This window comes from Gordonia sp. IITR100 (genome assembly GCF_002009645.1).
Classification (GTDB): domain Bacteria; phylum Actinomycetota; class Actinomycetes; order Mycobacteriales; family Mycobacteriaceae; genus Gordonia; species Gordonia hongkongensis.
In genome coordinates this window covers 13,837-38,326 of the sequence record NZ_MVKV01000001.1, presented here as the reverse complement: position 1 = coordinate 38,326, position 24,490 = coordinate 13,837, and the positions used below count along the sequence as shown (strand labels likewise).

The following is a 24,490-nucleotide window of genomic DNA, read 5'->3' as shown; positions in this document are numbered from 1 at the left end:
CGCCCGGTGCTCACGTCATCACCGATCTCGGCCACGCCTCGAAAAGCACGACGATCGGACCGAGGACTGCCCGCAGACTGCAACGTGTTCTAAACTAGAACACGTTCACATGCGGAAGGCGAGGGCACGATGACGGTTGAGCAGGGGATTCGCGAGCAGATCGCAGCCGATCTGGCGCGGGCGGAGGCGTCGGCGACCGCCATCGACCGGCCCACCGACGCCCACCCCGACCTCGATGTGGTCGACGCGTACGAGATCCAGCTGATCAACATCCGCAAGCGACTCGCCGCCGGGGCGAAGGTCGCCGGCCACAAGGTCGGCCTGGCATCCGAGGCCATGCAGAAGATGATGGGCGTCGACGAACCGGACTACGGCCACCTGCTCGACGACATGCAGTACTTCGAACACACCGCGATCGACGCCAAGAAGCTCTGCTTTCCGCGCGTCGAGGTCGAGGTCGGCTTCATCCTGGGTGAGGACCTGCCGGGCGAGGGTTGCACCAACGAAGACGTGATCGACGCGGTCGCCTGGGTGGTTCCGTCGATCGAGTTGATCGACTCGCGGATCATGGACTGGAAGATCACCCTGTGCGACACGATCGCCGACAACGCGTCGTCGTGTGGCTGGATTCTCGGACAGCAGCGCGTCCCGATCTCCGAGATCGACACCGGCGACATCGAAGCCACGCTGACGCGCAACGGCGAGATCGTGGCGAAGGGCAACTCGTCTGCGGTGCTGGGGCATCCGCTGAATGCGGTGAGTTGGCTCGCGCGCAAGGTCGAGGGCTTCGGGGTGCGCCTGCGCAAAGGTGACGTGATCCTGCCGGGCACCGCGACGCGAGCCATCGACATCTCGTCGGGCGACCACTTCGTGGCCGACTTCGCCGGCCTGGGCAGCGTCACCCTCGACTTCACCTGACACGAAGTGTCCCTCGATTTCACCGAGTCCTGAACAACTTTCACACCGAGCAAGAGGAGGAACCCGTGGCAGCCAAGCTGACCGCAGCGATCATCGGGTCGGGCAACATCGGCACCGACCTGATGTACAAGCTGGAGCGCTCCGAGGTGATCGAGCCGCGCTGGATGGTCGGCATCGATGCCGCCTCCGAGGGCATGAAGCGCGCGGCCGATCATGGCCTCATCACGATGAGTGGTGGTGCCGACGAACTGCTGGCGTCGTCGGAACGTCCGGATCTGATCTTCGAGGCGACCTCGGCCTATGTGCACCGCGAGTACGCACCGAAGTACGAGGAGGCGGGCATCATCGCCGTCGACCTCACCCCGGCCGCGGTTGGCCCCGCGGTGGTGCCGCCGGCCAATCTTCGCGAGCATCTCGACGCGCCGAACACCAACATGATCACGTGCGGCGGGCAGGCGACAATCCCGATGGTGCATGCGGTGAGTTCGATTGTGCCGGTGCCGTATGCCGAGATCGTCGCGTCGGTGGCCTCGGTGTCGGCCGGGCCGGGCACCCGCGCGAACATCGACGAGTTCACCGCGACGACCTCAGCGGGTGTCGAGACGATCGGCGGCGCGCAGCGCGGCAAGGCGATCATTATCCTGAATCCGGCGGACCCGCCGATGATCATGCGCGACACCATCTTCTGTGCCATCCCCGAGGATGCGGACACCGATGCGATCGCCGAGTCGATCCACCGGCGGGAGAAGGAGATCCAGGCCTACGTGCCGGGATACCGGTTGCTGCAGGATCCCCAGTTCGACCCGCCGAGCGTCCTCAACGGCGGACACGCCCGAGTGTCCATCTTCGTCGAGGTCGAGGGTGCAGGGGACTTCCTCCCGCCGTACGCCGGGAATCTGGACATCATGACCGCTGCCGCCACGAAGGTCGGCGAAGAGATCGCGAAGACGAAGTTGGGAGTTCCCGCATGAGCACCAATGTGGTTCTGACACCGCGTGACCCGAAGTTGATGGCGAACGCGCGCAAGTACTCCGACACCCTCGACATCCGCATCACGGACTCGTCGCTGCGTGACGGCAGCCACCACAAACGCCACCAGTTCACCGAGGACGAGGTGCGTGCCATCGTCGGCGCACTCGACGAGGCCGGTGTGCCGGTCATCGAGGTGACCCACGGTGACGGTCTGGGCGGTTCGTCGTTCAACTACGGTTTCTCCAAAACTCCTGAGCAGCAGCTGATCAAGGCCGCTGCAGAGACGGCGAAGCGCGCGAAGATCGCCTTTCTGATGCTGCCGGGGCTGGGCACCAAGGACGACATCCGGGCGGCACAGGACAACGGCGGTCAGATCTGCCGCATCGCGACGCACTGCACCGAAGCCGATGTCTCGATCCAGCATTTCGGACTCGCGCGCGATCTCGGTCTGGAGACCGTCGGGTTCCTGATGATGAGCCACAGCCAGCCTCCGGAGGTCATCGCCAAGCAGGCCCGCATCATGGCCGATGCCGGGTGTCAGTGTGTGTACGTCGTCGACTCCGCCGGTGCGCTGGTCCTCGAGGACGTGACCGTTCGGGTCCAGGCCCTGGTGGCCGAACTCGGCAGTGACGCGCAGGTCGGTTTCCACGGGCACGAGAACCTCGACATCGCGGTTGCCAACTCGGTCAACGCTATCCGCGCGGGTGCCCAGCAGATCGACGGTTCGATCCGGCGTTTCGGGGCGGGCGCGGGCAACACGCCCACCGAGGCCTTCGTGGGCGTGTGCGACAAGCTCGGCATCACCACCGGCGTCGACTTCATGAAGATCGCCGACGCCGCGCAGGATGTCGTCCGTCCGGCGATGCCGTCGGAGTGCCTGGTCGACCGCTCGGCGATGATGATGGGCTACGCCGGCTGCTACAGCTCGTTCCTCAAGCACGCCGAGGGGCATGCCGAACGCTACGGCGTCTCGGCCGCGGAGATCCTCCTCGAGGCGGGCAGCCGCAAACTGGTCGGCGGCCAAGAGGACCAGCTCATCGACATCGCGCTCGAGCTGAAGAAGAAGCAGGACGCGAACGCGGGCGTCTGAGCAGCGAACCGTCTGGGGCCGTCGCCGGTTGCCGCTCAGCTGCGGCCGATGTGCGCGAGGAAGTCGCGAGCGGCGCCGGCGGTCGGTTGCGGGCCCGAGAGCCAGACCGCGCGAAGCGGCCGGGCGAGGTCGAGGTCGGCGATCGGGACGTGGGTGAGCCGGTGACCGAGGTCGTCGGCGACCGAGAGGTCACTGAGGACCGCCGGACCGGCTCCCGCGATGACGGCCGCCCGCACTGACGCCGTCGTGGTCAGTTCCAGGACGGGTGGCGCGGCCTCTCGTCCGGGGCCGAGAGTCCTGGTCAGGGCGCGCTCGAGAAACTCCCGGGTGCCCGAGCCCTCCTCACGCGTCACCAATGGAGTGCGGGCGAGATCGGCGGCCGTGACCGGCCGCCGCAGCCTCGTCCACGGATGACCCGGTGGTACGACGAGGATCAACTCGTCGCGCGCGACGGTCCGGCTGCGCAGACCGGTCTGGATGCGGGACCCCTCCACGAAACCGAGTTCGACGTCGCCGGCACGGACCAGGTCGTACACGTGATCGGAGTTGGTCGCGGTGAACGACACCTTGGGAGCGGGCTGATGCTGAGCGGCGAACGAGACGAGCCAGCGGGGGAGGAGGTGCTCGGCGACGGTCAGGCTGGCGGCCAGCCGTAGCTGGTCACGTCGTTCGAGGCGTAGTGCGGCCAGCCCGGCGTCGAATTCGCCGGCCAACGTCAGCAGGCGGTCGGCCCATTCGGCGACGAGTCGCCCGGACTGGGTGGGCACCGATCCGCGCGGTGTGCGTGTCAGCAGTGCGACGCCGAGCTGCGTCTCCATCGCACGAATGCGTGCCGAGACCGCCTGCTGGGTGACGCCGAGTTGGGCCGCGGCGGCGTTGAGGCTGCCCGTACCGACCACCGCCTGCAGGGTCTCCAGTGACGCGAGGTCGGGCATCCGCGGACTCAGCACCATCGCTCGAGGGTACAAGCACCGGTGGTACCCGGGATACAAACGGCAGTTGTACCCTGCCAACACTTCGGGTCCTACCGGCGTCGCGGGTTTCGCGGGAACGTGATGGACATGACGACGACCACTGCCTCCGCCGGATTCGCAGCACCGGATCTCGGGACCGCAACAGCCCGTGCGGTGGGGCGGCGTCGCGCCTCCTACGTGCCGCCCAACTGGTTCGCCGCCGTGATGGGCACGGGGATCATCGCGATCGCCGCGCACAGCCTGCCCTGGCAGCCCGCGGGCCTGGCGGAGGTGGCAACCGTCTTCTGGCTGTTGGCCTGCATGGTGTTCGGCGTCGTGCTGATCGCCACGGTCCGGCACTGGGTCCGCGACGCGGAGGTCGCCCGCGGTCATCACGCCCACCGCGTCGTCGCCCACTTCTACGGGGCCGTACCGATGGCGATCATGACGGTCGGGACCAGCACGATGGTCGTCGGAGCGACGGTGATCGGCCGGGATCTGGCGTTGGGGATCGACCTCGTGTGCTGGGTCACCGGCACGATCGGCGGGGTCGTCACCGCGGTGGTCATCCCGTACCGGCATCTCATCGTCGGGCGCCCGTCGGTCGGCGACGCGTTCGGCGGCTGGCTGATGCCGGTCGTCCCCCCGATGGTCTCGGCGTCGGCGGCCGCGGTGCTCACCCCGCAGTTGTCCGCGGGTTGGGCGTCGCATGTGGTGATGGGGATCGGCTGCGCGATGTTCGTCCTGGCCGCACTCGCCTCGCTCCCCATTCTGTGGGTGTTGGTGTCGCGGCTGCGCACCGGTGACGTCGGCGCCGCGCACATGGTCCCCACCTGGTGGATCGTCCTCGGTCCGCTCGGCCAATCGGTCACCGCGGCGTGCCTGCTGGCCCACGTCGCACCCCATGGCGTCGACGCGCCCATGGCTGGGACCTTGCATTCGTTTGCGGTCGGTTATGGCCTCGCCGTCTGGGTGGCGGCCACCCTCTGGATCGGCGTGGCTGCTCGGCTCACCGCGCGGACCCTGAGGTCGGGGATGTCGTTCGCGATGACCTGGTGGGCGTTCACCTTCCCGCTCGGCACCTACGTCACGGGTTCGAGTGCGCTGGCCCTCACCGTAGGCGGGACGGTCTTCGAGGTCGTGGCCGTCGCCGGGTTCGCAGTCCTCGTGGTGGCATGGAGCGTGGTGGCGGTTCGCACGGTCCGCGGGGTCGTCACCGGCGAACTCCTCCGGGCACCCGGGGTGCGGTGAGTAGCCCCACCCGCACACCCACCCCTTTTCCGTGAACCCACAGCCTTCGGACCGGGTGGGTCTACGGAGAAGGGGTGGGTTTGTCGAAGGGCGGGGCTACGGAGTCCCGGCGGTAGCGGGCTGGGGGGCGCTCGTGGCTCCGGTCGGTGCCGGCGCATCGTGCATCCGGTCCACGTCCTCCAGGCTGAGTCCGGTGGTCTCGACTCGGAAGGTCCAGGTGACGAACGCGCCCAGCATCGACGTTCCGGCCAGGAGCAGCACGATGATCGCGGTGCCCCAGGCGTCGAGGAGGATCGGGAAGAGGAAGGCGGTGAGAACTGCGCCGACCTTGGCGACCGAGGCGGCGAGGCCCGCGCCGGTCCCGCGCAGCGAGGTGGGGAATACCTCGCCGGCGAGAGGTAGGTCATGGAGTTCGGACCCAGGTTGGTCATGAGGTTGAACAGCATGAATCCGAGGAAGACGAGGATGATCTGCAGGGTGCCGTCGAGCAGGGTGGAGGCGGCGGCGATCACCAATCCGACCGCACAGCCGAGGAAGCCGAAGACCTGCAACCGGATTCGGCCGAATCTGTTGACAAGATAGATCGCCAGCACGATGCCGATGAGCAGGAAGGCGTCGATGAGGACTGCGCCTTCGGCGCCACGCAGGTCATCGATCACCACGCCGCTGACGGTCGAGTCGTCCGCGGCGACCGTTCCGATCGTCGCGGCGATGATGGTCGGGGTGAAGATGCCGATCCCGTACGTTCCGAGGTCCTGGAGAAACCATGGGATCGAGGCCAGGATCGTCGAACGGCGCCAGGGCCGGCGGAACAGTGCCGTGACATCGGTGGTCGAGGTGGCGCCGGACCCGGATCCGTCGTGGCGCGTGAGGGTGACGGTGGTCGGGTACTGCGGTCGGCGAGCCAGTAGACGTTTCAGTTCGTACTCCGCCTCGTCGACCCTGCCCGTCCCGAGAAGCCAGTGCGGGCTCTGCACGACGAAGAGCCGGCCGACGATCACCAGTACGGACGGTACGACGGCCACACCGAACATCCAGCGCCAGTCCGACAACTCGTCGCGATTGCCGAGGATGATCACTCCGACCAGGGTTCCGGCGAGTGCGCCGACGGCTTGGAAACCGAACGCCGCCAGCACCCCTCGACCCCGGATGCTGGTCGGCATGGTCTCGGAGATCATGGTGTGGGCGGTCGGGTAATCGCAGCCCAACGCCAGTCCCATGCCGATGAGACAGACCACCAGCATCGGAAAGCCGGTGCTGAGCGTGACGCCCACCAGAAAGGCGGTGAACAGGACCATCTCGGCCAAGAACATCTGGCGGCGACCCCACCGGTCGGACAGTCCGCCGAGGGCCGACGCGCCGACCATGATGCCGAGCAGCGGCGCGGCCGTCACGACGCCGGACTGGGCTGAGCTGAGCCCGAATTCGTCGATGATCAACGGCAGGGCCACGCCCACCATGAAGACGATCATGCCCTCGAGGAACTTGCCGGCGGAGGCCAGGAGCCAGATCCGCTTCTGCATGGCGGTCATCGCGCCCGCGGTGGCGGGTGTGCCGTCCCGCCAGGTGGGGACCTCGTCGAGGTAGCTCTGCACGGAGGCGGGAGGGACGGCCGAATCGTGTGCCGACATGCGAATCCTGTTCTACGCCGACGAGTTCCACGCGATATGACGGTGAATCGTGTCTGTGGAAGTCGGACGCTACAGGGTGCCGTCGGCCATCGCGTTGCGGCGGGATGAACGTTCGACGCCGCCGATGACGTGCGCGGTAGGACTCGGTGTTCACCGAGTCCTACCGCGGCCGCACCTCACATGCCGGCGGGCGGATGTCCCAGACAGATCAGGGCGCCCATCGGATCCTTGATCGCGGCCAGCGTCCCGTATGGGGTGTCCTCGCCGGCCATGAGGATCTCCGCGCCCAGCGACTCGGCCTGCTTCACCGTGGCAGCGACATCGTCGACGGTGATGTAGACCTGCCAGAACGACGGCACCCCGGCCGGGAAGAGCTTGACCGAGTCCATGATCCCCGCGTACGACGCCTCACCGTAGAAGATCTGGCCGTAGCTGTCGGGCCCGACGGCGTCCGGGTCGCCACCGGTGCCGACCTCCTCGATGCGCGCGCCGAGCACGGTCCGGTAGAACTCGACGGACTTGGGGTAGTCCATGCTCTGACACTCGAACCAGTAGGGCGTGCCGTGCTCGCCGAACTCGGTGTACCCCTTGTGATTCTTCGGTTGCCAGAACCCGATCGCCGCCCCCGCGGTGTCGAAGGCCATCAACATCGTGCCCTCCTCACCGATGGCCATCGGCGGCACCATGATCGAGCCCCCGGCCGACTCGACGGCCTTCACCGTGGCGTCGGCATCCTCGGTGTGGAGGTACACCGTCCAGATGTCGGGCGGCCCGGCGCCTTCCATCACCGGACTGAGACCGGCCACCCGCTTGCCGTTCTTGTTGAAGTTGCGATAACCGCCCATCTCCTCGTCGGGGGCCTCGGCCTCCCAGCCGAAGATCGCGCCGTAGAACTCCTCGGCCTTCGCGGTGTCACTGCTCATCAGGTCGAACCAGATCGGTGCCCCGGAGGGGGCTGCATACTCTGCCATTGCTAAGTCCTCTTTCTTGCTCCGCGTGAACTGGTGGACGACTGCCCGTCGGAACTTCTGACTGACAGGGTCGCGCAAACTCATCGGTCGCGGACGGCGTTGCGGATAGTCCGACTCATATCCACCGACGTCGGCTCATGGCACCCTGATCGGATGACCAAGCATGAAGGGACGGGCGAACGACTCCGCGGCCTCGCGTGGCCGACGATGCTGGCGGGTGGTCTGCTGCTGGTGCTCTTGGCACAGGTGCAGTGGGGCAGTACCGATGAGGGCGTGGAGCCGTCGATCACCGGGTTGGGACGCGTCACGATCCTGGGCGCCAGCGACGACGATGTCGCGTTCTTCTTCGAGGACAACACCGGCCGCCCGGGCCTGAGCGTGGTGGTGCTCGGTGCCGTGATCGCGGTGGTCGCCGCCCTCGGCTGGTGGCGCCCACGCCTGCGCCCGTCCGCCATCGGCCTGATCGGGCTGGCGTCGGTCATCGTGCTCGTCGTCGGCATCCGCACGCTGAGCGACCCCGCCGCGCATCTGTTCTCCGACCGCGTGTCCGAGGCGCTCGACGCCGACCTCCCCGAGATGCAGGCGGGTTACGGACTGATCGGGACCGTCGTGGTCGCGATCCTGCTCCTGGTCGTCGTCGGTTTATGGGTGCTGAGCACCGTGTGGCCCCGTGCGGCTGCCGCCGAGCGAGCCGAGGTCAACCGAACCGACGAATCGTCTTGATGTAGCCCATGTCCTTCAACTTCGTGAAGCCGATGGGGACGCCGTTGGGGCCGTAGGCGTTGAACACCCGACCGGCGCCCGCGTAGATGCCGACGTGCCCGGCGTCGCGACCGAAGATGATGATGTCGCCCGGTGCCAGGGCGCGAAACGGTATCGCGTGTCCGACCTTCGCCTGCTGCTGGCTGGTCCGGGGGAGCTGGACGCCGGTCGTGTAGAACGCCCACCGCACCAGCCCGGAGCAGTCCCACGAATGCGGGCCGACGCCGGCCCACTTGTACGGCTTGCCGATCTGGGTGATCGCCGCCCCGAGCGCGTTGAGGCCGACGGTGGTCGGGATCGGCAGATAGATCGGGACCGACCCGGAGGAATCCGACGATCCCGCGGCCGCGGCGTGACCGGTGTCGAGGAGTGGGGAGCCGGCAAGGGGAACGCCGACCGACAAGGCGGCAGTGAGTGCGATGGTGCAGGTCACGCGCCTGGCGCGCGTCATCGAAACGGACATGACGACAGCTTGGCCGAGGCGGGACGGCGTGTCGTCGGTCGTTCCCCAGGTGTGACGAACGTGTGACCGGTGTGATGCCTGGGACTTGTGTTATCTAATGGTGCTGCAGTTCCGGTTAACCGATCACCAGTAGCCGTCGGGATCGGTGGCGGGCGACTCGGCCGGGATGATGCCCTCGGTGACCCCGTGGTCGATGCTCGCCGACAGCCGGGCGCACGTCGGCATCATCGCTCCGGGCAGCAGCGGGCCGTTCCCGTCGTCGCCGCCGGCGCGCATCTGCTCGAGGCCGAGGCAGCGGTCCCGGGCGTCGGCGTTCCACTGCACGCTGGTGTGGAACGAACTGGTCTTCTTCACCAACACACAGGCGTGGCATGCCCGGCACTCGATCTCGCGCATCCCACCCTGCAGGTAGTGCTCGCGGTCGCGGCGGGTGGCCTCGTGAACCCGGGCGAGCCGGTCCGGATCGTTCTGGAAGTCGGGCGCCTTCGCCCAACGGTCGGAACCCCCGGGAGCCCCTGCCATCCGAACCCCTGCCGCCCGGGTCACGTCAGACCTCGGCCTTCTCCGTGGATTCCGACGCCGTGGATTCCGCAGCCTTCTCGGCCTCCTGGCGGCGCAGGTTCTCCTGGATCTCCTCGTTCCAGCTCTCAAGGGCCTTGGAGGTGTCGATCTCGTACTCGAACCGGCCGGTCATCTCGTCGGTGACGTCGGCCTTGTCGACGTAGAACTGGTCGTACCAGCGGCGGAGCTGGTACACCGGGCCGTCCTCCTCGACGAGGAGCGGGTTGTCGATCCGGGTCTTGTTCTTCCAGATCTCGACGTCCTGCAGGAAGCCCACCTCGACGCCGGCGCTGATCTTGGTGGCCATCTTCGACGCCTGTTCGGCGGTCAGGCCGTCCGGGACCTTGGCCATCACGCCGTACATCAGGACGAAGGAGTTCTCGTCGATCGGGTAGTGGCAGTTGGTGAGGATGGTCTCGACCGCGTAGCCGCCGTAGTACTGGATCATCGGGTTCAGCATGTAGGACGGGCCGTAATACGCCGCGATCGATTCGAGGCGGCTGTCACCGTAATTGGTGCCGAGGGTGACGTCGGGCCGGCCGTGCGAATTCATGTACTGCGCGGCGATCTCACCCTCGAAGACGTTCTTGAAGTAATCCGGAAGAGCGAAATGCACGTAGTAGAAGTGCGCCATGTCGACGACGTTGTCGATGATCTCGCGACAGTTGGAGCCCTCGATGACGATGCGGTTCCAGGTCCAGGGCGTCCACTCGTCGGACCCGAATTCCTCGAGTTCGGGGATGATGCACTCATCCGGGGGCGGATTGCCTTCGGGATCGTTGTAGACGAAGATCTGGCCGTTGCGGACCATCGACGGCCACGAGCGCGTCTTGGCGAGCTTCGGGTTGCGCTTGGCGTAGGGCACGCCGGCGCAGCGTCCGTTGCCCTTCCACAGCCAGCCGTGGAACGGGCACGCGACGTTGTCGCCCGAGAGCTTGCCCTGGGAGAGGTCGCCGCCCATGTGCCGGCAGAACGCGTCGAGCACGTTCACCTCGCCCTTGGTGTCGACCCAGACCACCAGCTTGGTGCCGAAGATCGTGACGGAGTGGGGCTTGCCGTCGTCGAACTCCTCGTGCAGGCCGAGGCAGTGCCAACCGCGCGCGAAGCGGGTGGGCGGCGCACCCGTGTCGATCTCCCGGATACCCACATCGGCCCCGTCGGAGGCGGCGGCTGCGCTCGGCGCGCCGGGGCTGCTCGGGGTCATCGTCTCGGGTCCTGAAGACATGTGCCCTCTCCTGTCTGTGGCTGGTGTCGCGTCGAAGAACTGTACCCAATACTAGAACACGTTTCAGATTTGTCAGCCCGATCGTCGTCCCGAACGCCGATCGGGCCTGTACATGGGCATAAAGTCCCAGTCCTCGACAGAAATGAGAACGTGTTCTAATCTCGAACTCGATGGGTACAGCGGCCGGCTCGTCCGGCCGAGGAGAGACGAGTAGGAGCAGGCGAGATGCCAGCACAACGGAGCGAAGCCGCCGAGCAGGTCCTGGAGAAGATCAACGTCCTGCTCCCGGAACTCGAGCAGCGTGCGCAGTCGACCGAGGATCTGCGTCGAATCCCCGACGAGACCGTCTCGAGCCTCGAGACCGCCGGCTTCTTCCGGCTGTTGCAGCCCGAGCAGTGGGGTGGCTACCAGGTCGACCCGGTCACCTTCTACGAAGCGGTCCGCCGGATCGCGTCGGCCTGCGGGTCCACCGGCTGGGTGTCGGGCATCATCGGCGTCCACAACTGGCACCTCGCCCTCTTCGACCAGCAGGCGCAGGAAGACGTGTGGGGTTCGGACACCAATGTCCGGATCTCGTCGTCGTACGCGCCGATGGGCATGGGTGAGGTCATCGACGGCGGCTACAAGGTCAACGGTTCGTGGGCGTGGTCGTCGGGTTGCGAGACTGCTGACTGGGTCTTTGTCGGGGGTCCGGTCATCAAGAACGGCAAGCCCGTCGACTTCGTCAGCTTCCTGATCCCGCGTGAGGACTACACGATCAAGGACGTGTGGAACGTCGTCGGTCTGCGCGGCACCGGGTCCAACACCATCGAGGTCAAGGACGTGTTCGTGCCCCGGCACCGCATGCTCAGCATGCGCACGATGTCGATGGGGCAGAGCCCGGGCCTGGAGCGCAACACCGCGCCGGTCTACAAGATGCCCTGGGGCACCATCCATCCCAGCACCATCGCGACGCCGATCGTCGGCATGGCCTACGGCGCCTACCGCGCCCACGTCGAGCACCAGGGCAAGCGGGTCCGGGCCGCCTACGCGGGCGAGAAGGCCAAGGAGGATCCGTTCGCCAAGGTCCGGATCGCCGAGGCCGCCAGTGACATCGACGCCGCGTGGCGCCAGCTGTCGGGCAACCTGCAGGCCGAGTACGACCTCATCCTCGCCGGCGAGGAGGTCCCGATGGAACTGCGGCTGTCCGCTCGACGCGACCAGGTGCGTGCGACCGGACGTGCGATCGCCGCGATCGACCGACTCTTCGAGAACTCGGGCGCCCACGCGCTCGAGAACGGGACACCGATCCAGCGCTTCTGGCGCGACGCCCACGCCGGCCGCGTGCACGCCGCGAACGACCCCGAGCGCGCCTACGTCGCATTCGGCAACGGCGAGTTCGGGATTCCCATCGGCGACACGATGGTGTGACCCTTCGTGACGCTCGCAAGCTCGCTCCTCAGGGAGCAGGGACAAGACAGGATTGATCGAGATGAGTGACAGTCCGATTCGCTCGTTGGGGTACATGAGGATCGAGGCCACCGACATCGAGGCGTGGCGCACCTACGGCCTCAAGGTCCTCGGCATGATCGAGGGCTCTGGTCTCACCGACGGTGCCCTGTATCTCCGGATGGACGATTTCCCGGCCCGTCTGGTCATCGTGCCGTCCGAGCACGACCGGCTCGCCTGCGCGGGCTGGGAGGTCGCGAACGCCGCTGAGTTGCAGGATGTCCGGGATCGGCTGTCGCGTGCGGGTGTGGTCTTCCGTGAGGGCAAGGACGAGGAGGTCGCCGACCGTCGGGTCGCCGAGATGATCGTCTTCGACGACCCGGCGGACAACACCCTGGAGGTCTTTCACGGCGCCGCGCTGGAGCACCGGCGCGTCGTCAGCCCGTACGGGCATCGCTTCGTCACCGAGGAGCAGGGTCTGGGCCACGTGGTGCTCACCTGCTCCGACGACAAGGCGGCGCTCGAATTCTACCGGGACGTCCTGGGATTCAAGCTCCGTGACTCGATGCGCCTCCCGCCGCAGGTGGTCGGCCGCGAAGAGGGCGACGAGGTGCCGTGGCTGCGTTTCCTCGGCTGCAACCCCCGGCACCACTCGTTGGCGTTCCTGCCGATCCCGAACAGCACCGGCATCGTCCACCTGATGGTGGAGGTGGAGAACGCCGACGACGTCGGCCTGTGCCTCGACCGCGCGCTGCGCAAGAAGGTGCCGATGTCGGCGACCCTCGGCCGACACGTCAACGACCTCATGCTGTCCTTCTACATGAAGACACCCGGCGGCTTCGACATCGAATTCGGTTGTGAGGGACGCACGGTGAAGGACGACGAATGGATCGCCCGCGAGAGCACGGCAGTGAGTCTGTGGGGGCATGACTTCAGCGTCGGGTTCAAGGGCTGAGATGCCCTTGTCCGAGATGCCCTCCGGCGCCGCGACCCAGCAGTCCACGCGTTCGCCCTACGGGTCCGCCGATTTCGACTCCCGTCAGTTCCGAACGGCGATGGGCCAGTTCTGTACCGGGGTCACCGTCATCACGACCCTCGACGACGCGGGTAAGCCGGTCGGGTTCGCGTGCCAGTCGTTCGCCGCGTTGTCGCTCGATCCGCCGCTGGTCCTCTTCTGTCCGATGAAGACCTCCCGGAGCTGGAAGGTCATCGAGAAGACGGGCAAGTTCTGTGTGAACGTCCTGTCGAACCGCCAGCAGGACGTCAGCGCCGCCTTCGGCGCCCCCGGCGACGACAAGTTCGCGAACGTCATCTGGGACCCGTCACCGGCCGGTCTCCCCGTCATCCGGCACAGCCTGACCTGGGTCGAATGCGACGTCGAGACCGTCACCGACGGCGGTGACCATCACATCGTCATCGGCCGCGCACTGACTCTCGGAGAAGTGCTGCAGGACAAGCCGTTGCTGTTCTACCGTGGCGGCTACCTGTCGACCGAACACCCGCGGGTCACGCCCGCACAGGCAGAGTTGGAAAATTTCCTCACATGGACGGGCGGGGACACCTGGCTATGACCGTCGACGACGCGACGAGTACCGAGACAGCGACGACCGAGACATCGTCAACCGAAACAACGAGTGGCGCACCGCTGGTCACGCAGCCCCTCCTCGACGCGATCGCGGAGGCCGAGAAGCTGGTCGCATCGGCCGATTTCGCCGAGACCGACCAAGATCTCGCCGAAGGCTACGACTACCTCGCGGGGAGTATCGCCGCCATCGTCCAACTGGTGCGCGCCCGGTCCATCTCCCACCCGAACTTCGTGACGTCCACCGGGCCGTCGACGAAGATGGGCCTGGACAATCCGGACACGCTCTATTATCACGCCGACGTCGAACCCACCGGGACATACCGGGTACGCGGGCGGCGCGGTACCACAACCGATCTCAGCTTCCAGGTCCTGCGCGGCGACTACACGGCCTCGTCGGTACCGGGCGGCGAGGATGCGTTCGACGACCGGCGGCTGACGATCGCCGACGACGGGTCGTTCGAGCTGACCTTCGGCCCACCCATCCCGGATGCGCCGGACGACTACTTCCCGCTCGGCGAGGGCGCGTCGATGCTCGCGGTGCGCGAGGTCTACTCCGACTGGTCCGAACGCAAGGGGTCGATCACCATCGAACGGGTCGACACCATCGGGACCGCGCCGCCGGAGCCGGACCTGGCCCGGGTGTCCCGCCGGTACGCGACGGCCGGCAAGATGCTGACGGCTCGCATCAACACCTGGTTCAACTTCCCGAAGTGGTTCTACCTCGACGAGCCGGTCAACACGTTCACCGAACCGCGGCAGACCCCGGGCGGCCTCAGCACGCAGTTCTCCTCCGTCGGACACTTCCGGTTGGGGCCCGACGAGGCGATGGTGATCACCATTCCGCGGTCCGACGCCCCGTACCAGGGATTCCAGCTCGGCAGCATGTGGTACATCTCGCTGGACTACGTCAACCACCAGACCAGCCTGAACTCCGCTCAGGCGCAGGTGGATCCGGACGGCATGATCCGCATGGTGGTGTCGCATCGTGATCCGGGCGTCGCGAACTGGATCGAGACGACGGGACGGTCGAAGGGCATCCTGCAGTTCCGCTGGCAGCGCAGTGATTCGCCGATCGGCCCGGACCTGGGCCCGACCGCACAGGTCGTCGCTTTCGACGAAGTCGCCGACCATCTGCCGCACCTCGAGCACAACAGGATCGACGCCGACGGCTGGGCGGAGCGGATCGCGGCGCGTCAGCGAGGGTTCGCCGAGAGGATGCTGGGATGAGCGCACAGGGGGGTCTGCTCGCGGACAAGGTCGTCGTGGTCTCGGGTGTCGGTCCGGGACTCGGGCGGTCGATCTGTCTGCGCGCGGCCGCGGAGGGGGCGCGGGTTGTCCTCGCCGCCCGTACGGAATCAAGGCTGAAGGAGGTCGCCGCCGAGATCGACGCCGCCGGCGGGACCAGCCTCGTCGTCCCGGCCGACATCACCGACGACGCCGCCGTCGAGAACCTGGTGGCCACCACCGTCGCCGAGTTCGGCCGGGCCGATGTACTGGTCAACAACGCCTTCGCCCTCCCGTCGATGAAACCGTTGTCCCGCACCGACTTCGATCAGATCGCGAGCAGCATCGACGTCACCGTGCTGGGCACGTTGCGGGTGATCCGCGCGTTCACCGACGCGCTGGGCGAGTCCGACGGCTCGATCGTGAACATCAACTCCATGGTCATCCGGCACTCCGAACCCCGTTACGGCAGTTACAAGATCGCGAAGTCGGCGCTGCTGGCGATGTCGCAGTCGCTGGCCTCCGAACTCGGCGACAAGGGGATTCGCATCAACTCGGTCGCACCGGGTTACATCTGGGACGACCAGCTGAAGTGGTACTTCGGCGAGGTCGCCAAGAAATACGGGATCTCACCCGACGACGTCTACGAGCAGACGGCGTCGAAGTCCGACCTCAAGCGATTGCCGGAGCCGGACGAGATCGCCGACGCCGTCGTGTTCCTCGCCTCGCCGATGGCGCGCGCCATCACCGGGCACACCCTGGACGTGAATTGCGGTGAATACCATGACTAGTGCGGCACGCACTGACGTCGGCACGATCGAAGACCTGCATTCCTCGGCCACTCGCGCCACCGGCCTCGACGACTTCGGGGACACCGAGTACCTGGAGCCGTTGGGCATCCTGCTCGACTCCTACCGCTCCGAGGCGGGGCTGACCGAGATCGGCAGCAAGATGTTCCGCTTCTTCCTCAAGGGCGCGTTGGTCGCCCGGTTGCTCAGCGAGGCGTCGTGGAAGGCGAACCCGGGGTACGCCGACGTCGAGGTGACGCGGCCGATCTTCGTGACCGGCCTGCCGCGCACGGGAACGACTGCGCTGCACCGACTCCTGGCCGCCGATCCGGCGCACCAGGGCGTCGAGATGTGGCTCGCCGAGTTCCCGCAGCCCCGGCCGCCGCGCGACACCTGGTCCGACAACCCCGTCTACCAGCAGATCCAGGCCGGATTCGAGCAACATCACGTCGAGAATCCCGAGTTCATGGGGTTGCACTACATGGACGCCGGCGAGGTCGAGGAGTGCTGGCAGCTGCTCCGCCAGAGCGTCATGTCGATCTCGTACGAATCCCTCGCGCACATCCCGACCTACTCGAGGTGGCTCGCCCAACAGGACTGGACGCCGGCGTATCTCCGACACCGCAAGAACCTGCAGCTGATCGGGCTCAACGACCCCGGCAAGCGGTGGGTGCTCAAGAACCCCAGCCATCTGTTCGCGCTCGACGCGCTCATGGCGGCGTACCCGGATGCCCTGGTGATCCAGACGCACCGGCCGCCCAGCACTCTCATCGCGTCGATGTGCAGCTTGGCCGAACACGCCACCCCGGGATGGTCGACGACGTTCACCGGCGAGCAAGTGGGCCAGGACCAGCTCGAGCTGTGGTCACGCGGACTCCGTGAGTTCTCCACCGCACGGAAGCGGTACGACCCGGCCCAGTTCCTCGACATCGACTTCACCGATCTGCGCAACGACCCGATGGGCACCGTCGAGCGGGTGTACGCGGCGCTGGACACCCCGATGTCGGAGGACGCGCGTGCGGCGGTGACCGCGCTCGACGAGGAGAGCCGGTCGGGTGCGCGCAAACCGAAGCACCGGTACCAGCTCGCCGATTACGGACTCGACGAGGCAACGGTCGAGGCGGCCTTCGCCGTCTGACCCACAGGCCGCCCGTCGGTCGTTCTACAGTGCTTCGCATGGCAGAACCGGAGAACCGACAGTCGGCAGAGGGACTGAGCCGGCTCATCGCATTCGCCGACGCGGTGGTCGCGATCGCGCTGACCCTGCTGGTGCTCCCGCTCGTCGACATCGCGAACGACCTGCGCGAGGATTCGTCGGTCGCGGACGTGGTGTCCGACAACTCGATCGAACTGGTCAGCTTCATCATCAGTTTCGGCGTCATCTGGATTTTGTGGCGCCAGCACCATCAGACGATGGAGTACTTCCGCGCCTACGACCGCACGCTGATCAACCTCCACTTCATCTGGTTGCTCACGATCGTGGCGCTGCCCTTCGCGACGGCCCTCATCGACGGCGCCCACATCGAACAGGCCAACATCCTCTACATCGGTGTGCTGGCCGTCTCGGTCGGCTCGCTCATCGGGATCGCCGAATGGGGCCGTCGGCACCGGGAACTGCTCGCCGACGACGACGCCACCGACCGATGGGTTGCCTCGTCGAGCGGAGTCGCCACGTTCATCATCCTCGCGGTCGCACTGGGCGTCGCGATCGTGTTCCCGCGCAGCGGAAATCTGCCGCTGTTCCTACTGCTGCTGACCGATCCGGTCGAGCGGCTGCTCGCCCGGTGGCGGCCGCGGCGGCACTGAGGTCGGGTCAGCGCAGTGCGCGGGCCGCTTCGGTCACCGCGGTGTGCGGGGCACCGAACATCTGCGACGTGGCCTGTGCGCGTTTGAAATAGAGCTGGATGTCGTGCTCCCAGGTGATGCCGATGCCGCCGTGCAGCTGGATGGCCTCGCCCGCGACACGACGATAGGCATCGGAGCAGTACACGTGGGCGGCCAGCGCCAGATCGGCGGCATCCGGGTCGTCGGCGGCGAGGGCGGCCACGGCGGCGCGGGAGATCGACCGCGCCGTCTCGACCAGCACGTACATGTCGGCCATCCGATGCTTGAGGGCCTGGAACGAGCCGATGGTGCGCCCGAACTGCTTGCGGGACTTGGTGTAATCGACCGTGAGGTCGAGCGCTCGCTGCGCGCCCCCGACCTGCTCGGCGGACAGCAGGGCCCAGGCGAGCGCACGGAGCCGGGACGCGAGATCGTCCGGCGCGGGGATCGCCGCGGACGCCACCTCGTCGAAGCGCACCGAGGACAGCGCCCGGGTCGGGTCGAGGACGGGCATCGGCGACACCGAGACGCCGTCCGCATCGGCGGCCACCTCGTGCAGGGTCAGGTGTGTCCCGGGGCCGGCCGCGAGCACGAGGAGCACGTCGGCCGACTCGCCGTCGACGACGAAGTGGGCTGTCCCGGTGAGGAGTCCGGCGTCGGCACGCACACCGGGGGTCTGCCAGCCGCGTTCACCGGCCCAGCACACCGCCGCGGTCCGCTCGCCGGCGGCCAGGGCGGGCAGAAGTCGCGACGACGCGTCGTCGTCACCCGCGAGCAGGATCGTGCCGGTGGCGAGTGCGGAGCCGAGCGCGGGGACGGGACTCAGTGCGGCGCCCAGTTCTTCGAGCACCGCGGCCGACTCCATCCATGACGCCCCGGCACCGCCGAATCGCTCGGGGACAGCAAGCGCGGCGACCCCGATCTCGGTGCACAGCGTCTGCCACAGGGTCGAGTCGATGCGCCCGGGAGCGCACATGGCCGCGCGGACCGTGGTCGAATCGCCCCGGCGACGCAGGAGATCCCGCACCGCCTCGACGAGTGCCTCCCGTTCCTCCGCGCCGATGGCCGGGCTTTCGATGCCGGTACTGACGGTCACAGCGTCTCCAGGATCCGTTGGCGGTGCACGGCGGGGGAGCCCCAGGCGTTGAGCAGCGCCCGGGTCTTGGTGATGTACAGCGAGATGTCGTGCTCGGCGGTGTACCCGATCGCCCCCATCACCTGCAGCGAGCGGCGGGCCGACAGGTCGGCGGCCTCGGCGGCCGCGACCTTCGCCGCCGAGATGTCGCGCGAGACGTCGGTGCCCTCCGGCACCTGGCCGTCGACGCCGAGGGCGGCCGCGTGAACGAGGGGGCGGGCCATCTCGATGGCGATCGCCACGTCGGCGAGATGATGTTTGACGGCCTGGAACGACCCGATCGGTCGGCCGAACTGCTTGCGCGACTGCGCGTATTCCGAGGCGATGGACAGCATCGCCTGACCCAGGCCGAGCAGCTGAGCAGCCGTGGCCAGTGCGCCCGCGTCCGCGGCGTCGGACGCATCGACCCCGGTGGCCAGGACGTCGCCGGCGGTGACCCGCGACAACGTCCGGGTGCTGTCGACCGAGGGCTCGGTGCTCTGCACGGTGGCCCGCGAGAGCACTCCGTCCTCGACGAGGTAGACATCGGCGGAGGCGGTGTCGGCGGCCAACGGCTGGAGCGGTCCGATCGCGCAGGTCGCCAGCCGCCCCTCGGCGAGGTCGCTGAGCGGGCCCGACACGTCGGCGTCGTGCAGCAGGATCGGCAGCACGGCGACGCTCTCGACGATCGGGCCCGGGGCACAGTGGCGTCCGAGTTGCTCGACGGCGACGACCATCTCGACGGCCCCGGCGCTGCTGCCGCCGTGTGACTCGTCGATCAGGAGTCCGCTGATGCCCGCGTCGGCCAGCTGTGAGTAGACCTTGGCGACAGCCGCGCGGTCACCGGCCGCCCAGGCGCGCGTGGCGGTCGGCATGTCGGCCTTGCCCAGCATGGCGTCCACCGTCGAGGCGAGGTCGGTGTGGATGTCGGAGAGTCGGAAGTCCATGATGATCACCGATCTCCACGGGGAAGGCCGAGCAGGCGCTCGGCGATGACATTGCGCTGGATCTCGTTGGTACCCGCGTAGATCGGCCCGGACAACGAGAAGAGGTAGCCATCGGTCCACCGGTCGTCGAGCTCGGCGGCCGGGCCCTGCAGGTCGAGGGCGGTCTCGTGAGCGGCGATGTCCCACTGCGACCAGAACACCTTGTTGATCGACGACTCCATGCCGAGCGAACCACCGGCCGCAAGACGACTAACCGTCTGATACGTGGACAGCTCGTAGGCTCGCGACCCGATCCACGCATCTGCCACGCGCGCATCGGTGTTCGCCGTCGACGGGACGTCGTCCCGGTTCGACCGCCACAGTTCGACGAGGCGGTCGGTGGTGGCCAGGAACCGGCCGGGTGCGCGCAGGGACAGCCCGCGTTCGTTGGCGGCGGTGCTCATCGCGACCCGCCACCCGTTGTCCACCTCGCCGATGACACCCGACTCGCCCGGATTCGACGGATCGTCGGGGACGAAGACGTTCTCCAAGAACAGCTCTGCGAACCCGGCCTCGCCGTCGAGCTGTGCGATCGGTCGGACGGTCACGCCCTCGCTGCGCAGGTCGAACATGAAGTAGGTGAGACCCTTGTGGCGCTGCGCCTGTTTGTCGGTGCGGAAGAGGCCGAAGGCGCGGTCGGCGAAACTCGACCGCGAACTCCAGGTCTTCTGACCGTTGAGCAGCCAGCCGCCGTCGGTGCGAACGGCGGTCGACCGCAGCGAGGCGAGGTCGCTGCCGGCCTCGGGTTCGCTCCACGCCTGACCCCAGATGTCGTCGGCGTTGGCCATCCGCGGCAGGATGCGTTCCAGCTGAGCAGGACTCGCGTGCTCGAACAGGGTGGGTGCGAGCAGGAAGATGCCGTTCTGGCTCACGCGTCCGGGAGCACCCGAACGGTAGTACTCCTCCTCGAAGATGACCCAGTGCAGCAGCGGGGCATCGCGGCCGCCGTATTCCTCCGGCCAGCTGACGACCGACATCCGGTCGGCGGCCATCGTCCGCTCCCACTCGCGGTGCGCCTCGAATCCCTCGGCGGTGTCCATCGACGGAAGCGGTTCGCGCGGAACATGATCGGCCAGCCAGGTGCGGACCTCGGCGCGGAAGTCGTCGGCGGCGTCGTCGAACAGCAGGTCCATGTCAGCTCACCGATCCCGCGGTGCCGGTCGACGCCGACGCCTTCATCGACTTCGCGTCCATCCCGCCGAGGGAGTCGCCACCCGCCTCGGAGTTGGCCGCGTGCGCGAAGTGGTGCCAGCCGAACACCGAATCCATCGAGTTGCGCAGTCCCATCTGGTCTTCGCAGATGTTGACGGCCTTCTTGCTCAGGAAGAGCCCCTGCATCGGCATGGCGACGGCCTTCTCGGCGATCTCGTTCACCTTGGTCTCGAGGGCGTCCCGGGGAACGACGTGGTTGACCATGCCCCAGTCGGCCGCCTGCGTCGCGGTGAAACGTTCACCGGTGAAGAGGATCTCCTTCGCCCGGCGCGGGCCGAGCACGAAGGCGTGGGCGAAGTACTCGACGCCGGGGATGCCCATGCGGGCGACCGGGTCCGAGAAGAACGCGTCATCGGAGGCGACGATGAAGTCGCAGATCCAGGCGAGCATGAGACCGCCGGCGATGCACGCGCCATGGACCTGGGCGATGAGGGGTTTGGGGATGTCACGCCAGCGGCGGCACATCCCCATGTACACCTCCATCTCGCGGGCGAGACGCTGGTCGGCACCGGTCTTGTCGGTGTGGTCCCAGTGCAGGACGGCCGCGTTCTCGTAGTAGGTGTCGAAGTCGCGTTCGGGGGTGCCGATGTCGTGTCCGGCCGAGAAGTGCTTGCCGTTCGCCCGCAGCACGATCACCTTCACCGAAGCGTCGTCGACGGCCTTGCGGAAAGCGGCGTCGAGCGAATAGGTCATCACCGAGTTCTGCGCGTTGCGGTACTCCGGGCGGTTCAGCGTCACATAGGCCACCGCGCCGTCGGGGCCGCCGGTCTCGTAGGCGACCGGTGAGGTGTCCGGGCCCAGATCGTCGGGTCCGAGCGGAGGTGGGATGACGGCGTCACTCATGCCCCCGAGACTAACCTAGCAAGTGCTTGGTTGGTAGTCGGTGTCGGTGATCGCCGGGGTCAGAAGTGCGGTGTGGAGCGATAGGTGAGCTCCCGGATCCGGCCGTTTAGGTGGCGGCTGTCGTCGGCATCATCTCGGCGAACTCGCGAAACATGTTGGCGACGATCACCATTCGATGTTTCCTCTGCTGTTTAGCCCTAAAGAACACCATAATCCCTGCTCCCTGAGGTGTGAGGAGCGCAAGCGACGAGCCACGAAGGGCGGGCGAGCATCGAACATGGCCCTTCGTGGCTCGCTTCACTCGCACCTCAGGGAGCATGAACAGAACGCTCTCGAGCGTTCGCTGCGTAGTCCACGACGGCCGCCATGCCGGTCACATGTCGGGGCAGCGCAAGTTCCGTCGAAGTGGCGCCGTCGTGTCGGGCCGGCAGCGTTGCAGGTCTTGCGTGGACTACGAAAGAACACTCTTAAGCGTCCACATCTCTGCTCCCTGAGGTGCGAGCGAAGCGAGCCACGAAGGGCTCCGCAACCTGTCTCACCAGGCCCTTCGTGGCTCGTCGCTGATATGTAGTGCTGCTCTGTCAAGTCCCATGGCGAAATTGCCTCCTTCTCAGGGGCTGTTGTGGGGTTGGCCACCCGCCGCGGTGTGTGGTGGTCGTTACTCGCGACGGTGTTGTCGGACTGATATACGCGGGTTGGTTACCGCTCAACGGTGTTCGACAGGAGATGAAAACGCTGGCCGACGGGTCTATGTAAACGTGCGTACCGTGCACCCAAAAGTGCTGGCGCACATAGCGACGCCGTGGATTCGTTCCCTGTTCACCACAGCGGGAGTCCCGCGACGGGTGGCCAAGATTGTGTGTCAGTGCTGGTTAGTCGTCGAGCACCGCCAGCGACCAGCACCAGCCGGCGAGCTCACGAGCGATCGCGGTGTTGGCCACGCAGGGATGTTTGCTGCGGCGGTCGAATTGTTGCCAGCGCTTGTGTAGCCGACGATTGCCGGCATGGCCACGGGCGCGGGCAGCCGGTGAGGCCGCCTCCCACCGGCGGCGCATGGTCTGTCCGGGTGTGGCGTAGGGGCGTCGGTGTTGCCAGGCCGCCTCGACCAGTAGCCGCCGCACGTGGGCGTTACCGGCCTTGGTGATCGATCCCTGACTGCGGGTCCCGCCGGTCGAGTATTCCGAGGGCACCAATCCTGCGTAGGAGCCGATCGTGGCGCCGCTAAACCGTGACCAGTCGCCGATCTCGACCGCCAGAGCGAACGCGGTCAGCGTCGACACACCCCGCAAACACGACAGCCGGGTGACCACCGCCTGCCACGGATCGGTGGCCGCGGTCTGTTCGATCAGCTCATCGAGGCGGTCACGGCGGGCGGTCACGCTCAACACCGCGTCCAGGTCGTTGTCGAAGGCGGCTTGCAGCAGCGGCAGCTCGAAACGTTGACGCTGCAGCCACCGCTGATGAACACCGGTCCAGGGTTTCCCGCCGGAGTAGACGATCCCCTGTCGCAGCAGCAGTTTGGACAATCGATGCCGAGCGCGCATCAGGTCGCTGCGGGCGTCCTCGCGGGCGCGGACCAGATCCCGTGCGGCTTCGGTGCCCACCTCAGGAACACTGACCGCCACCACTTCGCCCAGGCGCAGCAACTTCGCCAGGTGTGCAGCGTCTCGGGCATCGGTCTTGACGCGGTCCCCGGCTGGCCGCTGCAGCTTCGAGGGCGCGGCAACCACACACCCCATCCCGGCCGCCGTGATCGCCCGCGCCAATCCGAAGCCGGTCGGACCGGCCTCATAGGCCACCCGCACCGGCGGGGCCAGGCCTTGTAGCCAGCTGACGATGGTCGCCGCATCGGGGACCAAGGTCTGCCGAATCACCTGCCCGGTGTCTTCATCGATGGCATGAGCGACCACCGAGCGTGCGTGAACATCCAATCCGACACTTGTACCCTGAACAATCACCGGAGGCCTCCTGATCTGCAATGTGGTGCTACCGCAGAGTGTGAACTCAGCAGCAGCAACCCACGATGTGTTTGCAGCTTGAGGCCTTCGGCCCCAAGGCCCTCATACCGTCTATCGCTCCTCACACCTCAGGGAGCAATGGGGTCGCTTCTTTCGGATCAGGGACCAGTGGGTGTGGATCCGGATTGAGCAGGGTGCCGCCGGAAGTCATCGGTGGCGGTCCGGCTCAGGGGATGACGATGCTCCCGCTGCAGCTCGTGGACGGCACGCTCCAGAGCGCGTTCCGGTTGACCGCGCTGAAGGTCACGTTCACCCGGCCCTTGCCGATCTGGTTGACGGGGATCACGAAGTAGTGGACGCCCTGGTACGGCGGGTTCACGCGGACGTTGCTGACCTTCGAGCCGCGCTTGCCGGTGGCCAGGTTGTGCCAGTCCAGGCGGGCCGAGGACTGGTAGCCGCCGGGAAAGTAGCTGGTGAAGTCGGCAGCGATGTAGGCGTTGCCGGCATACGTGCTCACGATCGTGCGTCGAGCCAGGAACGGGACGTCGACGACGTTCGGGCTCAGGCCCACGCAGGTCGACAGCGGATACTCGCGGGACACCGCGTTCGCGTCGCCGGTGGCCGCGACGCCGAGTCCGGCAGCCGAGGTCAGAGCGATGGCGGCGGCGGCCAACCGGGTGATCGTCTTGGTGCTGGGCATATCTCGACTCCCTTGCTGGTGGCGACGGTGA

At 67.1% G+C, this 24,490-nt stretch carries 23 protein-coding genes and 1 pseudogene; 12 read left to right on the top strand and 12 right to left on the bottom strand.

What is annotated here, in order from left to right:
* The first annotated feature begins 129 nt into the window (after window positions 1-129).
* The 3 genes from B1818_RS00185 (at window position 130) to dmpG (ending at window position 2,980) form a co-directional block, all read left to right on the top strand.
* Entirely contained in the window at window positions 130-918 is a 789-nt protein-coding gene (locus B1818_RS00185; protein WP_078111649.1) for a 2-keto-4-pentenoate hydratase, read from the top strand.
* A gap of 65 nt (window positions 919-983) precedes the next feature.
* Complete coding sequence (locus tag B1818_RS00180) at window positions 984-1,889, top strand: acetaldehyde dehydrogenase (acetylating) (protein ID WP_058251175.1); 906 nt, start codon at window positions 984-986, stop codon at window positions 1,887-1,889.
* Window positions 1,886-2,980, top strand: a complete 1,095-nt coding sequence (dmpG, locus tag B1818_RS00175) for a 4-hydroxy-2-oxovalerate aldolase (RefSeq protein ID WP_078111648.1) — start codon at window positions 1,886-1,888, stop codon at window positions 2,978-2,980. Before B1818_RS00180 ends, dmpG begins: the two co-directional genes overlap by 4 nt.
* Before the next feature lie 35 nt (window positions 2,981-3,015).
* Here dmpG and B1818_RS00170 read toward each other — a convergent pair whose 3' ends face one another.
* Window positions 3,016-3,933 (bottom strand): LysR family transcriptional regulator, encoded by a 918-nt coding sequence (locus B1818_RS00170; RefSeq protein ID WP_078111647.1) that lies wholly within the window; start codon window positions 3,931-3,933, stop codon window positions 3,016-3,018.
* 102 nt (window positions 3,934-4,035) lie between these two features.
* Here B1818_RS00170 and B1818_RS00165 point away from each other — a divergent pair, with 102 nt between their 5' ends.
* Window positions 4,036-5,184: a TDT family transporter gene (locus tag B1818_RS00165; RefSeq protein ID WP_078111646.1), complete on the top strand. Its 1,149-nt coding sequence runs from the start codon at window positions 4,036-4,038 to the stop codon at window positions 5,182-5,184.
* A 96-nt stretch (window positions 5,185-5,280) separates the two neighbouring features.
* Here the strand turns inward: B1818_RS00165 and B1818_RS00160 are convergent.
* Together B1818_RS00160 and B1818_RS00155 are read right to left on the bottom strand one after the other, a co-directional pair.
* Window positions 5,281-6,644 (bottom strand): annotated as a pseudogene (locus B1818_RS00160) (MFS transporter).
* 347 nt (window positions 6,645-6,991) lie between these two features.
* A complete protein-coding gene (locus B1818_RS00155) occupies window positions 6,992-7,786 on the bottom strand; it encodes a VOC family protein (RefSeq protein ID WP_078111645.1) in 795 nt (264 codons plus the stop codon).
* A 153-nt stretch (window positions 7,787-7,939) separates the two neighbouring features.
* On the opposite strand from B1818_RS00155, the gene B1818_RS00150 reads away from it, so the two are divergent.
* A complete protein-coding gene (locus B1818_RS00150; protein WP_078111644.1) occupies window positions 7,940-8,509 on the top strand; it encodes a hypothetical protein in 570 nt (189 codons plus the stop codon).
* On the opposite strand, the gene B1818_RS00145 is transcribed toward B1818_RS00150, so the two are convergent.
* The 3 genes from B1818_RS00145 to B1818_RS00135 form a co-directional block, all read right to left on the bottom strand.
* Entirely contained in the window at window positions 8,484-9,011 is a 528-nt protein-coding gene (locus B1818_RS00145; protein ID WP_058251171.1) for a C40 family peptidase, read from the bottom strand. The two genes, B1818_RS00150 and B1818_RS00145, sit on opposite strands and share 26 nt — an antisense overlap.
* A 123-nt stretch (window positions 9,012-9,134) precedes the next feature.
* Window positions 9,135-9,533, bottom strand: coding sequence for a hypothetical protein (locus B1818_RS00140; protein WP_065629138.1), 399 nt, complete (start codon window positions 9,531-9,533; stop codon window positions 9,135-9,137).
* 25 nt (window positions 9,534-9,558) lie between these two features.
* Entirely contained in the window at window positions 9,559-10,797 is a 1,239-nt protein-coding gene (locus tag B1818_RS00135; protein ID WP_058251169.1) for a Rieske 2Fe-2S domain-containing protein, read from the bottom strand.
* Between the two features lie 225 nt (window positions 10,798-11,022).
* Between B1818_RS00135 and hsaA the strand changes: the two genes are divergently transcribed.
* From hsaA to B1818_RS00100, 7 genes are all read left to right on the top strand, one after another.
* Window positions 11,023-12,207: a 3-hydroxy-9,10-secoandrosta-1,3,5(10)-triene-9,17-dione monooxygenase oxygenase subunit gene (gene hsaA / locus B1818_RS00130; protein ID WP_078111642.1), complete on the top strand. Its 1,185-nt coding sequence runs from the start codon at window positions 11,023-11,025 to the stop codon at window positions 12,205-12,207.
* Window positions 12,208-12,268: 61 nt separating this feature from the next.
* Window positions 12,269-13,180, top strand: a complete 912-nt coding sequence (hsaC, locus tag B1818_RS00125) for an iron-dependent extradiol dioxygenase HsaC (protein WP_058251167.1) — start codon at window positions 12,269-12,271, stop codon at window positions 13,178-13,180.
* Window positions 13,181-13,196: 16 nt separating this feature from the next.
* A complete protein-coding gene (hsaB, locus tag B1818_RS00120; protein WP_058251400.1) occupies window positions 13,197-13,796 on the top strand; it encodes a 3-hydroxy-9,10-secoandrosta-1,3,5(10)-triene-9,17-dione monooxygenase reductase subunit in 600 nt (199 codons plus the stop codon).
* Window positions 13,793-15,037, top strand: a complete 1,245-nt coding sequence (locus tag B1818_RS00115; protein ID WP_078111641.1) for a hypothetical protein — start codon at window positions 13,793-13,795, stop codon at window positions 15,035-15,037. Before hsaB ends, B1818_RS00115 begins: the two co-directional genes overlap by 4 nt.
* Window positions 15,034-15,825 (top strand): SDR family oxidoreductase, encoded by a 792-nt coding sequence (locus tag B1818_RS00110; protein WP_078111640.1) that lies wholly within the window; start codon window positions 15,034-15,036, stop codon window positions 15,823-15,825. The genes B1818_RS00115 and B1818_RS00110 overlap by 4 nt, the downstream gene beginning before the upstream one ends.
* On the top strand, window positions 15,818-16,960 hold the full coding sequence (locus B1818_RS00105; RefSeq protein ID WP_078111639.1) for a sulfotransferase: 1,143 nt from the start codon (window positions 15,818-15,820) through the stop codon (window positions 16,958-16,960). Before B1818_RS00110 ends, B1818_RS00105 begins: the two co-directional genes overlap by 8 nt.
* Before the next feature lie 38 nt (window positions 16,961-16,998).
* Window positions 16,999-17,628, top strand: a complete 630-nt coding sequence (locus B1818_RS00100) for a TMEM175 family protein (RefSeq protein ID WP_068969863.1) — start codon at window positions 16,999-17,001, stop codon at window positions 17,626-17,628.
* Between the two features lie 7 nt (window positions 17,629-17,635).
* Here the strand turns inward: B1818_RS00100 and B1818_RS00095 are convergent, their stop codons facing one another.
* The 6 genes from B1818_RS00095 to B1818_RS00070 all read right to left on the bottom strand — a co-directional run bounded on the left by B1818_RS00095 (window position 17,636) and on the right by B1818_RS00070 (window position 24,459).
* A complete protein-coding gene (locus B1818_RS00095; protein WP_068969862.1) occupies window positions 17,636-18,742 on the bottom strand; it encodes an acyl-CoA dehydrogenase family protein in 1,107 nt (368 codons plus the stop codon).
* Window positions 18,739-19,707, bottom strand: a complete 969-nt coding sequence (locus B1818_RS00090; protein WP_078111956.1) for an acyl-CoA dehydrogenase family protein — start codon at window positions 19,705-19,707, stop codon at window positions 18,739-18,741. Before B1818_RS00090 ends, B1818_RS00095 begins: the two co-directional genes overlap by 4 nt.
* A 5-nt stretch (window positions 19,708-19,712) precedes the next feature.
* Window positions 19,713-20,879 carry an acyl-CoA dehydrogenase family protein gene (locus B1818_RS00085; protein ID WP_058251161.1) on the bottom strand — a complete coding sequence of 389 codons (1,167 nt, stop codon included), beginning with the start codon at window positions 20,877-20,879 and terminating at the stop codon, window positions 19,713-19,715.
* A 1-nt stretch (window position 20,880) separates the two neighbouring features.
* The gene (locus B1818_RS00080) at window positions 20,881-21,801 is read right to left on the bottom strand and encodes an enoyl-CoA hydratase (protein ID WP_058251160.1); all 921 of its coding nucleotides are present in this window, start codon (window positions 21,799-21,801) and stop codon (window positions 20,881-20,883) included.
* An 872-nt stretch (window positions 21,802-22,673) separates the two neighbouring features.
* Window positions 22,674-23,759 carry an IS110 family transposase gene (locus B1818_RS00075; protein WP_091344265.1) on the bottom strand — a complete coding sequence of 362 codons (1,086 nt, stop codon included), beginning with the start codon at window positions 23,757-23,759 and terminating at the stop codon, window positions 22,674-22,676.
* Between the two features lie 226 nt (window positions 23,760-23,985).
* A complete protein-coding gene (locus tag B1818_RS00070) occupies window positions 23,986-24,459 on the bottom strand; it encodes a hypothetical protein (RefSeq protein WP_058252577.1) in 474 nt (157 codons plus the stop codon).
* Window positions 24,460-24,490 lie beyond the last annotated feature (31 nt).

Excerpts from the sequence above, each read along its gene's own strand:
- B1818_RS00085 (WP_058251161.1), bottom strand. The coding sequence starts at position 20,879 with ATGGACCTGCTGTTCGACGACGCCGCCGACGACTTCCGCGCCGAGGTC.
- B1818_RS00185 (WP_078111649.1), top strand. The coding sequence starts at position 130 with ATGACGGTTGAGCAGGGGATTCGCGAGCAGATCGCAGCCGATCTGGCG.
- hsaB (WP_058251400.1), top strand. The coding sequence starts at position 13,197 with ATGCCCTCCGGCGCCGCGACCCAGCAGTCCACGCGTTCGCCCTACGGG.
- B1818_RS00165 (WP_078111646.1), top strand. The coding sequence starts at position 4,036 with ATGGACATGACGACGACCACTGCCTCCGCCGGATTCGCAGCACCGGAT.
- dmpG (WP_078111648.1), top strand. The coding sequence starts at position 1,886 with ATGAGCACCAATGTGGTTCTGACACCGCGTGACCCGAAGTTGATGGCG.
- B1818_RS00080 (WP_058251160.1), bottom strand. The coding sequence starts at position 21,801 with ATGAGTGACGCCGTCATCCCACCTCCGCTCGGACCCGACGATCTGGGC.
- B1818_RS00070 (WP_058252577.1), bottom strand. The coding sequence starts at position 24,459 with ATGCCCAGCACCAAGACGATCACCCGGTTGGCCGCCGCCGCCATCGCT.
- B1818_RS00140 (WP_065629138.1), bottom strand. The coding sequence starts at position 9,533 with ATGGCAGGGGCTCCCGGGGGTTCCGACCGTTGGGCGAAGGCGCCCGAC.
- B1818_RS00145 (WP_058251171.1), bottom strand. The coding sequence starts at position 9,011 with ATGTCCGTTTCGATGACGCGCGCCAGGCGCGTGACCTGCACCATCGCA.
- B1818_RS00090 (WP_078111956.1), bottom strand. The coding sequence starts at position 19,707 with ATGGACTTCCGACTCTCCGACATCCACACCGACCTCGCCTCGACGGTG.
- B1818_RS00115 (WP_078111641.1), top strand. The coding sequence starts at position 13,793 with ATGACCGTCGACGACGCGACGAGTACCGAGACAGCGACGACCGAGACA.
- hsaA (WP_078111642.1), top strand. The coding sequence starts at position 11,023 with ATGCCAGCACAACGGAGCGAAGCCGCCGAGCAGGTCCTGGAGAAGATC.
- B1818_RS00100 (WP_068969863.1), top strand. The coding sequence starts at position 16,999 with ATGGCAGAACCGGAGAACCGACAGTCGGCAGAGGGACTGAGCCGGCTC.
- B1818_RS00150 (WP_078111644.1), top strand. The coding sequence starts at position 7,940 with ATGACCAAGCATGAAGGGACGGGCGAACGACTCCGCGGCCTCGCGTGG.
- B1818_RS00110 (WP_078111640.1), top strand. The coding sequence starts at position 15,034 with ATGAGCGCACAGGGGGGTCTGCTCGCGGACAAGGTCGTCGTGGTCTCG.
- hsaC (WP_058251167.1), top strand. The coding sequence starts at position 12,269 with ATGAGTGACAGTCCGATTCGCTCGTTGGGGTACATGAGGATCGAGGCC.
- B1818_RS00135 (WP_058251169.1), bottom strand. The coding sequence starts at position 10,797 with ATGTCTTCAGGACCCGAGACGATGACCCCGAGCAGCCCCGGCGCGCCG.
- B1818_RS00105 (WP_078111639.1), top strand. The coding sequence starts at position 15,818 with ATGACTAGTGCGGCACGCACTGACGTCGGCACGATCGAAGACCTGCAT.
- B1818_RS00170 (WP_078111647.1), bottom strand. The coding sequence starts at position 3,933 with ATGGTGCTGAGTCCGCGGATGCCCGACCTCGCGTCACTGGAGACCCTG.
- B1818_RS00155 (WP_078111645.1), bottom strand. The coding sequence starts at position 7,786 with ATGGCAGAGTATGCAGCCCCCTCCGGGGCACCGATCTGGTTCGACCTG.